The following is a 13,763-nucleotide window of genomic DNA, read 5'->3' as shown; positions in this document are numbered from 1 at the left end:
ACGCTCATCACGAAACCGATTCGGAACCACTCCGAGGTCTTGATGTATCCGGAACCGTAGATCACTCCGGCCGGACCGGACGCGTAGTGCGAGATACCGCCGAACAGGCTGCCGATGAAGCCGAACACCAGGGCCGAGAACAGCGGCGGCGCACCGGTTGCCACCGCCGCGCCGAGAAACACCGCGTACATCGCGACGATCTGCGCGGTGTTCGACGCAAACAGATAGTGCGCGTAGAAGTACACCAAGGTCAGGATCGCAAAAGCCCAGATCCACGGCAAACCGTCGACGCTCGAGGAGACCTGGGTTCCGATCCACGAGATCACGCCGAGTTCTTCGAGATGGCTTGCCATACCGACCAGAACGGCAAAGAACACGAGCGTCTGCCACGCCCCGGTGTCGTGGACCAGGTTGTTCCACGTCAGCACCTTGGTCACCAACAGGATGCCGATTCCGACGAATGCTGTTGTAGTGGCATTGACGTTGAGCTGCGAGCCCAGGCACCAGAGCACCAGCAGCAGAACGAAGGTGGCGGCCATGATCTTCTCGTTGCGGCTGATCGGACCTGCCTTGCGCAGTTCCTCCCTGGCTTGCTCGGGTGCTTTTGGAGTCTTCAACATCGTGGGCGGGAAGATCTTCGACATCACCCACGGGATCGCGATGAGACTCGCAATTCCCGGAACCGATGCTGCCAGCGCCCATTTGCCCCACGAGATGTCGATGCCGATCTTGGCAGCCGCATCGACGGCCACAGGGTTACCCGCCATGGCGGTGATGAACATCGCGGAGGTCACGACGTTGACTTGCAGCGACGTGAGCAGCAGATATGCTCCGAGCTTCTTGCGAGAGTCCTCGGGCTCGGGATTGGAGTCCTCCAACTTGCTCAGCGAGACGATGATCGGATAGACGACGCCACCCGCACGGGCGGTGTTCGACGGCGTCGCCGGAGCAAGTATCAAGTCCGTCAACGCCATTCCGTAGGACAATCCGAGACTCGACTTGCCGAGTTTGGTCACGAACATGAGCGCAACCCGTTTGCCGAGTCCGGTGACCAGAAAGCCCTCGGCAATGAAGAACGATGCGACAATCAGCCAGATCGTGGTGTTACTGAAGCCGGACAACGCTTCCGTCGGCGTCTCGGTCTGGGTGATCATGGCGATCGACAGGCCTACCAGCGCCACAGAACCCGTCGGCAGAGGCTGCAAGATCAACGCCACGATGGTGCCGACGAAGATTCCGAGCATGTGCATGCCCTTGGGATCCACACCGTCCGGAACAGGCATGAAATAGATGATCAAGCCGAGGACGACGGGCACCGCAGCCGGGTAGTACCGCCTGAGCACCGATTGTTTCGACGGCTCCGCCGGCGGTGTCGTCTCAGAAAAAGACTCAGTGCTTTCGGATTTGGCCTCGGACATTTGCATCTCCTCGACTTGTCGCCCCAGGTGATCGCCCCAGATGATTGTCCCCCAAACATCAGGTTTTCGTGCGGTCAATCCAAGTTCGAGAGAAAATGCCCAGAAGTACAGTCGTCCTTACGAGGCGCTGTCTCGCACCGACGCTTCAGTGGGAGAATGCCCATCTCGCAAAAGATTGTGCCAATCGATCAACAGAGGCGCGGGCGTGCTGCACGCTTGAATCTCCGAGAGTTGTTCAACCTGCTTCTGCGAAAGGTATTCGTCGGCAAGATGTTTGGGTCAGGACTGCGCGGATTGCCGACCTCGACCGGATCTTCGCGCGTGATGTGATCCAATTCCGAAGCATGTCAGCCGACAGACAGACCCACGAACCGAGAAGATTCGTATCGGGCCGACGAGTGGTTGCGCCATCTATTGTCGGGAATGTGACGGAATCCGACGCCCACGAGGACTCGACCGACTCCACTGAATCGGAAGTGGCCGGTCACCCGAGGAAACGTCCACTGTGGCGTGAGATTCTGATCCTCTTTGTCGTCGCACTCGTCCTGAGTGTTGTCATTCAGAACTTCGTCGGACGCATTTTTCTGATCCCGTCGGAGTCCATGGAACCGACACTTCACGGATGCACCGGCTGCACGGGAGACAAAATTTTCGTCGACAGAATCAGCTATCGATTCGGGGATCCACAGCCTGGGGATGTGGTCGTGTTCAAGGGACCCGAGTCCTGGAACGACGAGTACAAATCCATTCGATCCGACAATTCGATTGTTCGCGCATTTCAGGGACTCGGGTCCATCGTCGGCTTGGTCCCGCCGGACGAAAACGACCTCGTGAAGCGGGTAGTCGCGGTCGGTGGCCAAACCGTACAGTGCCTGTCCGAGGAAGAGGGGCTTCGAGTGAACGGCAAGCCGCTGACCGAGCCGTACATCGACAAGCGCATTCCGGGCAACGGTACCTCTTGCCAAGGAAGGTATTTCGGGCCGGTCACGGTTCCCGACGGGAACCTGTGGGTGATGGGCGACAACCGCGCCCATTCGAAGGATTCACGTTTCCATCTCGATGACGAACACAGTGGAACGGTGGCGATCGACAATGTCATCGGCAAGGTTCAATTGATCGTCCTTCCCTTCTCACGGTGGGGAACTGTGAGCTCCTTCGATCCGCAGTGACAGATCGAATCAACCAGGCGGCCCGCATCTTCGGACGGCACAGTCGACATGGCTCCGCTTTCGGACGATCATCGAGCGCATCTGTTACCGAGGGTAGGAGAACCACATGCGCGCTCGACGCATCACCGCCAATCTCAAAGTCGCCGATGTCGGAACCGCCAAGAGCTTCTACTCCGACTTTCTCGGCCTGAGCACCGAAGAGTTCAACATGGGGTGGGTCGCTCGCTACACCTCTCCCGACACCGGCGCGAACGTACAGCTCGTCACGCACGACGCCACTGCGACCGAGGACTCGGTCATCTCAGTCCACACGGACGACGTCGACGGCGCCTACGAAGAGGCCCGCAGGCTCGGCTACGAAATCGTGCACCCCATAACGACCGAAGAGTGGGGTGTTCGCCGATTCCTCGTCCGGCACCCGATGGCAACGTCGTCAACATCGTGCGACACCGGGACTGAGCAGCGGAAAGAACCCCATTCGACGTTTTAGGTCATTTGACCTAGAGTTAGGTGCATGACCGATTCATTGCAGTATTCAGCCGACGGCCCGATCCTCGTGGCCGGCGGATACGGAACCGTGGGCAGCGCCCTGACTGCGTTGCTCGCCCCCGACTTCCCACTACTCCTCACCGGACGCACCCCCGAGCGAGGCGACGAACTGGCCGGCCGTCACGGCGCTTCCGTCCGCCGCTGGGACCTCCTCGACCCGACACCCTTCGACGCGTCCGTACGCGCGGTCGTGTCGACGGTCAACGATCCCCACGATCGTGTCCTGTCCGCCGCCGTCGAGGCCGGCATTCCGTACGTGGACATCACCCGCTGGACAACCCGCGTCGCTCGCGCCGCCACTCTGGCGGGTCAGAAGTCGCCGAGCGCACCGGTGTACCTGTCGTCCGGATGGATGGGCGGAGTCACCAATATCGTCGCCGCAGCGCTGGCCGAGGAACTGGGTGGCGCGAGCACGATCGACGTCTCGATTCGCTACGACGTCAACGACATTGCCGGGCTGGACTCCGTCGACTTCATCGATCGGCTCGGGCAGGATTTCGAGGTGATGCAGCAAGGAAACCCGATCACCGTCAGCCCGTTGACGGATACACGCTGGGTCGACTTCCCCGGATCGCGCACCAAGGTCGGAAGAATCGACACTCCGGAACAATTCACGTTCCCCATGACCTTGGGCGCCGAAACTGCCAGCACTCGAATAGGTTTCAGTTCTAATGCATCCACAACTGCGCTGCTCGCCGCCAAGAAGGTGGGTCTGTTCCGTTGGGGTCGCGGCGACCGCTTCACACCGCTACGACGCGGACTCCTGTACTCGCCGGGCAAGGGCGGGAGCGCGCAAGTACGCATCGATGTCACCGGCCCGAGCGGCACGACAAGCGCGACAATCGTCGACCGGCAGGGCCAGGCTCACCTCACCGCGGTGGGCGGCGCGCTGGCCGTCAGACGAGCCTTGGCCGACGATGCCCGGCCTGGAGTCACTTTCCCCGAATCGCTTCCGAACCCTCGCCGCACCGTCTCCGAGTTGGAGAGCTTCGGGGTGGCAGTATTGCGACCATGACCCTCTCCAAGGGCGCCGCCCGTGCGGCAGCACTTCTCGACGCAGCAGAACAGGTCCTCACTACTCAGGGCAATGCCAACTCGGCAATGCGCGATTTCGCAGCCGCGGCCGGAGTGCGGGTAGGACATCTGCAGCACTACTACCCCACCCGTGCAGATCTGATACGCGCAGTGATGTCACGTGCATTGACCCGCTCACTGGATCGCCTTGCCGTCGTCCCCGATACGGATCAGAGCCTTTCCCGCGAGGAATCCGAACACTTCATCGGAGTCCTGCTCGGAGAACAGGACGACCAGGCCACTGTGCGTCTGTACGTCGAAGTATGGGCCATTGCAGCGGCGGACCAAGAAGTCGCGGTCGTGCTTCGAGACTTCTACGCCCAGTACATCGCACACGTAGAGCGCGCAGTCGCGTGTGCACAACCGGAGCTGGATGCGACTGAACTTGGCGCGACAGCGCAGACCATCGTGAGCCTGCTCGAGGGTTCCGCAATTCTCCGATCGGGAATCACCGGCCGAAAGTCCGAGGCTTCGGACCGAAAGCTCGTGGACACACTGCAGTACCTGATTCACGGGTCCTGACTCGGACGTATCGTAAAGCCCATGAGCGTTGCAAACGAATGGAGCCGAATCGAAGCGTGGTGCCGTACACACGCACCGGTGACGGCTGCAGCGTTTCAACCAGGACTCGGTGACGCCGTTATCGAGGAATTCGAAGCCTCGACCGGCGTCACGTGGCCCCAGGAACTTCGCGACCTGTATCGGGTCCACAACGGCAGCCTGACCCACGACGACCGGACCGGCCTCTTTCTCGGCAGCGTGCTCCCGGACAAATTCTTCTACCCCATCGACGTCGCAACAGAAGTTCGTCTCACTCTGCTCGAAACGTGGGATGAGACGATCTACGAGAATCCAGACCTCTACGCCGATGACGAGATGGATCGACACGATCAACGCGACGCAGGCACTGCCGCAACCATGTTCATCCCCTCGTTCGTTCCCTTTGCCGGACTGGACGAGTACCACTACTTCGTGGACACCCGCAGCGGCGCACTCCACCATTGTGTGACCGAGTATGCGTCGGACGCCACTGACAACGGCGGTCCGATCTGGGCGTCCATCTCGGTAATGCTGGCCGCCCATGCCGTAGCGCTGGAAACAGGATCAACGATCGGAGTGTGGAAACCCGTTGTCAGCAAGGGTGTTCTGGAATGGGAAGTCGACGCATGACACCCAAGCAGGATCCGACCCGTCGCACCCTCGCCGACGGGCGTCAGATCTTCTACTTCGACGATGCCGGCAGTGCCCGCGCCCACTCTGCGCGAGATTCCCGCGAATTGCCGGCTCTCGACCACTCGTCTCGGATGAGATTCGACGTTCTCACCGGGGAGTGGATCACCATGGCTTCGCATCGCATGACACGGACACATCTCCCCTCCGCCGCCGAATGTCCATTGTGCCCGACCGACGAAACACGCACGCCCACAGAGATACCCGACGGAGACTACGACGTCGCGGTGTTCGAGAATCGGTTTCCGAGCTTTGCCGCGGCGCCCGAGGAAGCCATTGACAGTCCCGGAGACGGTGTGGGCGATCGCCCAGCGGCCGGCCACTGCGAAGTGATGTGCTTCTCGAGCGATCACACGGCGTCCGTCGCCGAGCTTCCACTCGAACGCATGCGCACGATTGTGGGTGCCTGGATTTCTCGGACCGAAGAGTTGTCGGCGGATCCGCTTGTGGAACAAGTGTTCTGCTTCGAGAACCGCGGCGAAGAAATCGGGGTGACACTCACCCATCCACACGGACAGATCTACGCATACCCGTATGTCACGCCACGCACCCGATCGATGCTGACGCAGGCGCACAAACACTTCGAGCGCACCGGTCGCTCACTACTCGCCGATGTTCTGGCGTTCGAGCGCGAGGACAAGGCCCGGTTGATCTACGACGGCGATCACTGGAGCGCCTACGTCCCGACCGCCGCACGATGGCCCATCGAGATTCACCTGGCACCGCACCGAGACGTCCCGGACCTTCCCTCGCTGAACGACCAAGAGCGCGAAGAGCTTGCGGTCGTCTACCAAGATCTCCTACGCCGTATCGATCGCTTCTATCCGAGCGTCGACCGGGTACCGTACATCGCGGCTTGGCACCAAGCTCCCGTCCGCATCAACCGACCTCTGGGCCGACTGCATCTTCAGCTGTTCTCGATCTTGCGCGCACCGGGCAAACTCAAATACCTCGCCGGGTCCGAGTCCGCCATGGGCGCCTGGGTGAACGACACCGTTCCCGAGGCAGTCGCGGCCCGCCTACGGGAGTTGAAATAGTGGATACGGTCTCGAACAATTCTGTGCTCCAACAGTTTCACGCCACCTACGGCTATCCTGCAACCGGAGTGTGGGTGGCACCCGGTCGAGTCAACCTGATCGGTGAACACACGGACTACAACGGTGGATTGTGCCTACCGGTCGCTCTCGAGCAGCGAACACTGGTTGCCGTCGCACTGCGCAGCGACGGGGTCGTCCGCGTGCACAGTCGGCAATCCGCCGAGACGTACACCGGGCCCGTCGGCGACATCGCCACAGGGTGGGCCGCCTACCCCACAGCCGTTCTGTGGTCTCTTGCGCGCAGAGGCCTCCCGATCGAAGGAATCGATCTTGCCGTCGACTCGTCGGTACCGGTCGGGGCCGGGCTGTCGAGCTCCGCTGCCCTCACCTGTTCGGTTGCGTTGGCCGTCAACGAACTTCATGATTCACCTTTCGCCCGCGATGAGCTGGTACAGGTGTGCATCCAGGCCGAGAACGACGGCGTCGGCGCACCGACCGGAGGGATGGATCAAACCATTGCCCTCTTTGCTCAGCCCTCGACTGCGCTCCTGCTGGACTGCCAGGACGGATCCACCGAACCCATACCTTTCGAACTCCACGGTGCAGGGTACGAACTGATCGTCATCGACACCCGGGTCAAACACTCGCTCGCAGACGGACAGTACGGAATGCGGCGCTCTCAATGCGTCGCTGCAGCAGCAGCTCTCGGCGTCGGCAGCTTGCGAGAGGCTACAGCAGACCAGGCCGAGACAGTGCGAGACCCGATCCTCCGGGCGCGGGCACGGCACGTCGTGACCGAGATCGAGAGGACGCGGAAGACCGCAGAACTTCTGCGCAGCAGCAGATTCAGTGACGTCGGCGAGCTGTTCGACAACTCGCACGCCTCGTTGCGCGACGACTTCGAGGTCTCGTGCGATGAACTCGACGTCGCCGTTGCCGCAGCACGACGCGGCGGCGCGATCGGTGCGCGGATGACCGGCGGCGGATTCGGAGGCTCGGCCATCGCGCTGGTTCCGGAAGGAAGCGGAGCGGAGGTCATCGCGTCAGTGAGCCGCGACTTTGCGGCGCGAGGTTGGCGAGCACCCCACTTTCTCGGCGTCGTTGCCGGGGGTTCGGCCGCCCGTCTCTGAGCGAACGGCACGTTCAGCGCACTGGAGGTGCCGAACGTACCGTTCGCCCTGGTTGGGACACCTCGAGATCCCCCTCACATAAATAGTCATTTCAGATGCGAATTATGTAGGTTCAGATCATGCAACTGACGCAGTTCACCGATCTGGGATTGCGCGTCGTCATGCGGTTGGCAGTACTCGACGCGGATGCCTCCCCCAGTACCCGGGATGTTGCGCAGCAGCTCAACGTGTCGTACTCCCATGCCACCAAGGTGGTTACACGGCTCGGTGAGCTCGGCATCGTGACAACCAGGCGCGGCCGCGGCGGTGGGCTTTCCATCACCGAACTCGGCCGCACCGCCACCATCGGCTGGCTGGCCAGACGCCTCGAAGGCCCGGGTGAAGTCGTCGACTGCGAAGGCGACAAACCGTGCCCATTGCGCGGAGGTTGCCTCCTTCGAAGTGCGTTGCGCGAAGCACAGGAAGCGTTTTTCGTTTCACTCGACGCGGTCACGATCGAAGACGTCATCCGGCAGCCGTCCAAAACTGTCCTGCTACGCCTCACCACCCGGAGCGACGAAGCAGGCTGATCAATCGAATTTCGACCGAACGGAGCAGCTCATGCTTTCCCCACAGTCAACCGAGGTCATTCGCGCCACCCTTCCCGTGGTCGGCGCCGCCATCGGCGATATCACAACCCTGTTCTACCGCAGGATGTTCGACGCACATCCTGAACTCGAACGTGATTTGTTCAATCGCGGCAATCAGAAACAGGGCGAACAGCAGAAGGCTCTCGCCGGCGCCATCGCGGCATTCGCGACGCTTCAGCTCGAGCCGGACAGCGCCAAGGTCGATCTCATACTCTCACGCATCGCGCACAAGCATGCGTCGCTGGGAATCACGCCCGACCAGTACGCAATCGTGCACGAACACCTCTTTGCCGCGATCGTCGAAATACTCGGCGATGCAGTCACTCCCGACGTCGCGGCAGCCTGGGACGAAGTCTACTGGCTGATGGCGGAAACCCTCATCACGATGGAGCGTGGCCTCTACCAACTCGCCGGCGTCGACGCCGGTGACGTCTGGCGCACGGTCAGAATCAGCGAACGAGTTCTTCAGTCCGCCGACACCGTCTCACTGACGCTCACGTCGCTCGACGGTAGCGCACTCCCCACCTTCGCTCCCGGACAGTACCTTTCGGTCGGGGTTACACTGCCCGACGGCGCCCGCCAGATCCGCCAATACAGCCTGTGTTCGATACCGAGCAGCGCAGACTGGCGGATCAGCGTCAAGCGAATCTCCGGAACTCCCGATGGCGAAGTGTCGAACTTCCTCTACAACAACGTATTCGAAGGTCAAGAACTCTCCGTCACCACACCTTTCGGCGATCTCACCATGCCGGACGACAACTCACCGCTCCTGCTCGCGTCGGCCGGAATCGGTTGCACACCGATGATCGGGATGCTCAATCATCTCGTGGACACCGGTGCTGACCGTTCGGTATCTGTCATCCATGCGGATCGATCCATTGCGGATCACGCGCACCGCGCAGAACTCAGCACACTCGTCGACCAGATTCCCGCCGCAACCCTGCACCGTTGGTACGAGGATCTCGGCACGCACGTTGCGTTCGGATCGGTTCACGAAGGACGGGCGGATTTGCAAGGTATTGCAGTGGAGCCCGATACCCAAGCCTTCCTTTGCGGGCCGATGCCGTTCATGTTGGCGATGCGCGCCTCGTTGCTCGAAAGGGACGTCCCGGCGCAGAATATCCACTACGAGGTCTTCGGGCCCGACAGCTGGGCCAACACCTGAGCGGACCACTGCCTGCGAACTGGACCTTGGCGCGCCACAGTAATCCCTTGTGTACTCGACGGAACATACGTACCGAGTAGTGGGAGACCGACATGATCACGTCAGCGTCGATGACGGGAGTCGCGCTGATCGCCCTGGCGATGGTTCTGACACCGGGCCCCAACATGATCTATCTGGTGTCCCGCAGCATCAGCCAGGGCCGCCGGGCAGGTTTGATCTCGCTCGGCGGAGTCGCAACCGGTTTCCTGGTCTACCTCACCGCCACGTGTGCAGGGCTGACGGCGGTTCTCTTCGCCGTACCAACGGTGTTCACCGCGGTGAAAATCGGTGGTGCCCTGTACCTGGCCTATCTCGCCTGGTCGACACTCCGACCAGGTGGGAAGTCCGCTTTCGAGGTGGGCGAGGTCGACCGCCACGGTAGCGGCCGTCTGTTCGGGATGGGGTTGACCACCAATCTGCTCAATCCCAAGATTGCGCTGATGTACGCGGCCCTGATCCCCCAGTTCGTCGATCCCACTGCGGGTCCGGTCTGGCAACAGGCACTCGTACTCGGCGGCGTGCAGATCCTGGTCGCAGTCACCGTCAACGCGTTGATCGTGTGCTGTGCGGCAGCCGTGTCGACCTTCCTCATGGCGCGTCCGGTGTGGATGCGGGCTCAGAAATGGCTAGCTGGTGGCATTCTCGGAATCTTCGCCACCCGCATGGCCCTGGAGTAGTTTCAGTCCTTCGGACGTTGGTCGATCAGACGACGCGCTTTGCCGATCGAGCGTTCGAGTCCGCCGGGTTCGAGAACGCTCACCTCGACCGTGACACCGATCTTGTTCTTCACCAGCTTCTGCAACGCCGAAGACGCTGCCGCATGATCGGAAATTGCCGCGTCAGGGCGAGCCTCGACGCGCACTGTCAGAGTATCCATCCGGCCCGGACGCTCCAGCACACACTGGAATTGGGGTGCCAGGGCGGGGACGGTCAGGATCAGCTCTTCGATCTGTGTGGGGAACAGATTGACCCCACGCAGGATGATCATGTCGTCGGTCCGGCCGGTGACCTTCTGCATCCGACGCATCGAGCGCGCCGTACCCGGCAACAGTCGGGTCAGGTCCCTGGTTCGGTAGCGAATGATGGGCAGCGCTTCCTTGGTGAGAGAGGTGAAAACCAGCTCACCTTCTTCACCGTCCGGCAGCACTTCGCCCGTGACCGGATCGATGATCTCCGGGTAGAAGTGGTCTTCCCAGATATGGAGCCCGTCTTTGGTTTCCACACATTCCATTGCCACACCCGGGCCCATGATCTCGGAGAGTCCGTAGATGTCGACCGCATGCATGTCGAGTTGCTGTTCCAGCTCGGTACGCATCTGTTCGGTCCACGGCTCCGCTCCGAAAACTCCCACCCTCAGTGAGGTCTTCGAGGGATCGATGCCTTTCTTGATCATCGCATCCACGATGGTCAACATGTACGACGGAGTCACCATGATGGCGTCGGGCTCGAAGTCCTCGATCAGTTGAATCTGCCGCTCGGTCATGCCACCGGACATGGGAATGACCGTGCAGCCCAAGCGCTCCGCACCGTAGTGTGCTCCCAACCCACCGGTGAACAGACCGTACCCGTAAGCCACGTGAACCTTGTCCGAAGACCGCACGCCGCCGGCCGAGAGACTGCGCGCGATGAGATCGGCCCAGTTGTTCAGGTCGTTGCTCGTGTACCCCACCACCGTCGGGCGACCGGTGGTCCCCGAAGACGCGTGAATTCGCGAGACCCGGTCCTGGGGCACTGCAAACATCTTGAACGGATAGTTCTCACGTAGATCCGCTTTGGTGGTGAAGGGAAACTTCGCGAGATCGCTCAGATCCTTCAAGTCGCTCGGGTGGACGCCGGCGTCGTCGAAAGCTTTGCGGTAGTGCGGAACATTGGTGTACGCGTGCATCAGGGACCATTGCATCCGCTCGAGTTGGAGCGTCGAAATGCGGTCCCGACTGGCAAATTCGATTTCTTGCGAAGTAGCAGTGACGAGTTCGGTCATGATTGTCTCCGGTGGGCTCAGTGAGGGCGCTGTGCGGGCGGTCAGGCGTCGAAATCGACTGTTATCTGTTCACCGACAGGGAAGGTCTGGCAGGTCAGTACAAAACCCGCGTCGACTTCGTAGTCTTCGAGTGCGTAGTTCCTGCGCATCTCGACGTCACCGCAGGTGACCTTGGCGCGACACGTTCCACAGACCCCGCCCTTGCACGCGAAGGGCAGATCCGATCGGTACTGTTCCGCTGCATCGAGAATCGACTGGTCTCGCGGAAGTGTCGCGGTGGTCGATCGACCGTCGAGAGTAATAGTCACCTCGCTGCTCGGTCCGACAATTCCGCGCTCACGATGCACTGCAACCGGCGGAGCGACGTCGTCGACGTAGAACAGCTCGTGATGGATGCGATCCTTGGCAATTCCCAAGCCGGCCAGTACTTCCTGGGCGTCGTTGACCATCCCGAACGGACCACACAACCAGAAGCCGTCGACCTGGTCGCACGGAACGAGAGAGGTGAAGATCTCACGCAACCGGTCGGCGTCGAGACGGCCCGAGAACAACTCGACCTCGCGCGGCTCGCGAGAGAGGACATGAATAACGTCCAGGCGCGCACCGTACCGGTCCTTCAGGTCGGCGATCTCTTCGGCGAACATGACCGAACGGGTGCGCCTGTTCCCGTACAGCAGGGTGACATCGGCCTCGGGGTTCACCAGCAGTGTTGCAGCGATGGACAACATGGGCGTGATTCCGGAGCCCGCCGCGATCAGAACGTGCCGTCCACCCAATGCCGGATCGGCGACAAAATTGCCAGATGGGCCCTGGACGTCGATTCGATCCCCGGCCTTGACGTCTCGCACCAACCAGGAGGAGAAGAGTCCGTCTGCCACTTCGCGAACCCCCACCCGTGGAGACGCCCCTACCGGTGCACAGATCGAGTAGGAGCGACGGTGTTCGACGCCGTCGATCATCCGCCGCAGTGTCAGTGACTGCCCGGCGCCGAAGTCGAATTGATCGGCGATATCGGCAGGCACGTCGAAGGTGACGGCAACTGCGCCGTCGCACAGTGATTCGACACCGGCGACCGTCAACGGGTGAAATGGTTTGTTCCGGTTCGTCGTTGCGGTACTCATCTGTTCAGATCTCCTTCACGTGATCGAACGGCTCGAGGCAGTCGAGGCAGCGATAGAGCGCTTTGCACAGGGTCGCACCGAATTCCGAACTCAGTCTGGTGTTTGCCGAACCGCACTGGGGGCACAGGATGTCGCGCGGCTTGGCCGTCAAGGTCAAGGCGATCGGGCCGGAGGTGCGACGCGGCGCGGCCCCCGGCACCGAGTACCCGGCCGTCCGAAGTTTCGCGAGCCCCTCTTCGCTGATCCAATCCGAACTCCAAGGCGGCGACAGTTGAGTCTTGATCTGGACGCTGCCGTACCCCGCGTCGGTCAGCTTGTGCTCGATGTCGTCTCGCATCGTCGCCATCGCCGGACACCCGGAATAGGTGGGAGTGATTGTCACATAGACCAAGTTCGCTTCGACGTCGACCGATCGGATGACGCCGAGATCGGCCAAGGTCAACAGTGGCATCTCCGGATCCATCACCGAGGCGACGATCTCCTGCGCCGAAGAGACAGTAGCGGAAGAGACGGTAGCGGCAGTCACGGTCACCACACCCCTTCCGGATGCTCCCGAGCGACGCTCTGCATTTCGGCAAGAAGTAGCCCCAGTGCCCCGGTGTGCAGTCCGGCACGCCCGCCGCGGCCGCCGACGAAACCGGAGAAACGCGAAGGGGGCTCTTCCATTTCGGCTGCATGGAGGACCTGGGCAAGAACAGCGTCGAACTCCGGCCGAACAGTACGCGGATCCACTCCGACGCCAACTTCTGCCAAAACGAGTTCGTCCTGGGTGGGAACAAAGAGTTCGTCCACGAACGGGAAGATCTCGAGCAGGGCCGCGGCAGTCCGACGCTTGGATTCTGCCGTGCCGGCGCCCAACGTGACGACCCATCTTGCCGCGTAGTCGCGGTGGTAGGTCAGTTCTTTGACGCCTTTGTTCGCCACGGCCGCGAGGACCGGGTCCCGCGATGTGCGGAGCCGATCGAACAGCGCCAGCCGCCAGGTCGAGAACACGAGTAGCCGAACGACCGTGTGCGCGAAGTCGCCGTTGGCGAGCTCCACCAGTCTCACGTTGCGGAAACCGAACTGATCACGAAAGAAGGCAAGCGCATCTTCAGCCGGCACCGGCGACGTGTCCGAGATGAACGGAACGACAGTGGAATCGGCTGCTGCCGCGCGAGCCAGCAGCAGCCTGGCCTGTCCGATCAGATCCAGACCGACATTCGCGAGAGCTACCTCTTC

Annotated in this window: 14 protein-coding genes and 1 pseudogene; 10 read left to right on the top strand and 5 right to left on the bottom strand. The window is 61.5% G+C overall.

The features are described 5' to 3' along the window. A partial coding sequence (locus tag A2J01_RS23025; protein ID WP_064113665.1) for an anion permease occupies positions 1 to 1,418 on the bottom strand: 1,418 nt, incomplete at its 3' end. Between the two features lie 425 nt (positions 1,419 to 1,843). On the opposite strand from A2J01_RS23025, the gene lepB reads away from it, so the two are divergent. The 10 genes and pseudogenes from lepB to A2J01_RS22975 all read left to right on the top strand — a co-directional run bounded on the left by lepB (position 1,844) and on the right by A2J01_RS22975 (position 10,117). Next, positions 1,844 to 2,587 carry a signal peptidase I gene (lepB, locus tag A2J01_RS23020; protein WP_058226882.1) on the top strand — a complete coding sequence of 248 codons (744 nt, stop codon included), beginning with the start codon at positions 1,844 to 1,846 and terminating at the stop codon, positions 2,585 to 2,587. A 106-nt stretch (positions 2,588 to 2,693) separates the two neighbouring features. After that, positions 2,694 to 3,046: pseudogene (locus tag A2J01_RS23015) on the top strand (glyoxalase superfamily protein). Positions 3,047 to 3,101: 55 nt separating this feature from the next. Beyond that, positions 3,102 to 4,151 (top strand): saccharopine dehydrogenase family protein, encoded by a 1,050-nt coding sequence (locus A2J01_RS23010; RefSeq protein WP_042921555.1) that lies wholly within the window; start codon positions 3,102 to 3,104, stop codon positions 4,149 to 4,151. Continuing rightward, positions 4,148 to 4,732 (top strand): TetR/AcrR family transcriptional regulator, encoded by a 585-nt coding sequence (locus A2J01_RS23005; protein ID WP_007730752.1) that lies wholly within the window; start codon positions 4,148 to 4,150, stop codon positions 4,730 to 4,732. The genes A2J01_RS23010 and A2J01_RS23005 overlap by 4 nt, the downstream gene beginning before the upstream one ends. A 21-nt stretch (positions 4,733 to 4,753) precedes the next feature. Then, complete coding sequence (locus A2J01_RS23000; RefSeq protein WP_030536068.1) at positions 4,754 to 5,380, top strand: SMI1/KNR4 family protein; 627 nt, start codon at positions 4,754 to 4,756, stop codon at positions 5,378 to 5,380. Then, a complete protein-coding gene (galT, locus tag A2J01_RS22995; protein ID WP_064113664.1) occupies positions 5,377 to 6,477 on the top strand; it encodes a galactose-1-phosphate uridylyltransferase in 1,101 nt (366 codons plus the stop codon). The genes A2J01_RS23000 and galT overlap by 4 nt, the downstream gene beginning before the upstream one ends. Next, positions 6,477 to 7,607, top strand: coding sequence for a galactokinase (gene galK / locus A2J01_RS22990; protein WP_064113663.1), 1,131 nt, complete (start codon positions 6,477 to 6,479; stop codon positions 7,605 to 7,607). Before galT ends, galK begins: the two co-directional genes overlap by 1 nt. A gap of 119 nt (positions 7,608 to 7,726) precedes the next feature. Continuing rightward, positions 7,727 to 8,176 (top strand): RrF2 family transcriptional regulator, encoded by a 450-nt coding sequence (locus tag A2J01_RS22985; RefSeq protein WP_003943059.1) that lies wholly within the window; start codon positions 7,727 to 7,729, stop codon positions 8,174 to 8,176. 31 nt (positions 8,177 to 8,207) lie between these two features. Then, positions 8,208 to 9,401 (top strand): globin domain-containing protein, encoded by a 1,194-nt coding sequence (locus tag A2J01_RS22980; RefSeq protein ID WP_003942968.1) that lies wholly within the window; start codon positions 8,208 to 8,210, stop codon positions 9,399 to 9,401. Positions 9,402 to 9,493: 92 nt separating this feature from the next. Then, on the top strand, positions 9,494 to 10,117 hold the full coding sequence (locus A2J01_RS22975; protein WP_007730629.1) for a LysE family translocator: 624 nt from the start codon (positions 9,494 to 9,496) through the stop codon (positions 10,115 to 10,117). Positions 10,118 to 10,119: 2 nt separating this feature from the next. Here the strand turns inward: A2J01_RS22975 and paaK are convergent, their stop codons facing one another. From paaK to paaC, 4 genes are all read right to left on the bottom strand, one after another. Then, positions 10,120 to 11,421, bottom strand: a complete 1,302-nt coding sequence (gene paaK, locus A2J01_RS22970) for a phenylacetate--CoA ligase PaaK (protein ID WP_007730627.1) — start codon at positions 11,419 to 11,421, stop codon at positions 10,120 to 10,122. Between the two features lie 41 nt (positions 11,422 to 11,462). Beyond that, complete coding sequence (gene paaE / locus A2J01_RS22965; RefSeq protein WP_064113662.1) at positions 11,463 to 12,542, bottom strand: 1,2-phenylacetyl-CoA epoxidase subunit PaaE; 1,080 nt, start codon at positions 12,540 to 12,542, stop codon at positions 11,463 to 11,465. Positions 12,543 to 12,546: 4 nt separating this feature from the next. Beyond that, positions 12,547 to 13,005: a 1,2-phenylacetyl-CoA epoxidase subunit PaaD gene (paaD, locus tag A2J01_RS22960; protein WP_051636608.1), complete on the bottom strand. Its 459-nt coding sequence runs from the start codon at positions 13,003 to 13,005 to the stop codon at positions 12,547 to 12,549. Positions 13,006 to 13,070: 65 nt separating this feature from the next. Beyond that, a partial coding sequence (gene paaC, locus A2J01_RS22955) for a 1,2-phenylacetyl-CoA epoxidase subunit PaaC (RefSeq protein WP_064113661.1) occupies positions 13,071 to 13,763 on the bottom strand: 693 nt, incomplete at its 5' end.

The organism is Rhodococcus sp. EPR-134, assembly GCF_001647205.1.
Taxonomy (GTDB): domain Bacteria; phylum Actinomycetota; class Actinomycetes; order Mycobacteriales; family Mycobacteriaceae; genus Rhodococcus_F; species Rhodococcus_F qingshengii.
This window is presented reverse-complemented; position numbering and strand designations above follow the sequence as displayed.

What these genes read in the sequence shown, in the direction of transcription:
- A2J01_RS23010 (WP_042921555.1), top strand. Translation starts at nt 3,102, where the DNA reads ATGACCGATTCATTGCAGTATTCAGCCGACGGCCCGATCCTCGTGGCC.
- A2J01_RS23005 (WP_007730752.1), top strand. Translation starts at nt 4,148, where the DNA reads ATGACCCTCTCCAAGGGCGCCGCCCGTGCGGCAGCACTTCTCGACGCA.
- A2J01_RS23000 (WP_030536068.1), top strand. Translation starts at nt 4,754, where the DNA reads ATGAGCGTTGCAAACGAATGGAGCCGAATCGAAGCGTGGTGCCGTACA.
- galT (WP_064113664.1), top strand. Translation starts at nt 5,377, where the DNA reads ATGACACCCAAGCAGGATCCGACCCGTCGCACCCTCGCCGACGGGCGT.
- A2J01_RS22985 (WP_003943059.1), top strand. Translation starts at nt 7,727, where the DNA reads ATGCAACTGACGCAGTTCACCGATCTGGGATTGCGCGTCGTCATGCGG.
- A2J01_RS22980 (WP_003942968.1), top strand. Translation starts at nt 8,208, where the DNA reads ATGCTTTCCCCACAGTCAACCGAGGTCATTCGCGCCACCCTTCCCGTG.
- A2J01_RS22975 (WP_007730629.1), top strand. Translation starts at nt 9,494, where the DNA reads ATGATCACGTCAGCGTCGATGACGGGAGTCGCGCTGATCGCCCTGGCG.
- paaK (WP_007730627.1), bottom strand. Translation starts at nt 11,421, where the DNA reads ATGACCGAACTCGTCACTGCTACTTCGCAAGAAATCGAATTTGCCAGT.
- paaE (WP_064113662.1), bottom strand. Translation starts at nt 12,542, where the DNA reads ATGAGTACCGCAACGACGAACCGGAACAAACCATTTCACCCGTTGACG.
- paaD (WP_051636608.1), bottom strand. Translation starts at nt 13,005, where the DNA reads ATGGATCCGGAGATGCCACTGTTGACCTTGGCCGATCTCGGCGTCATC.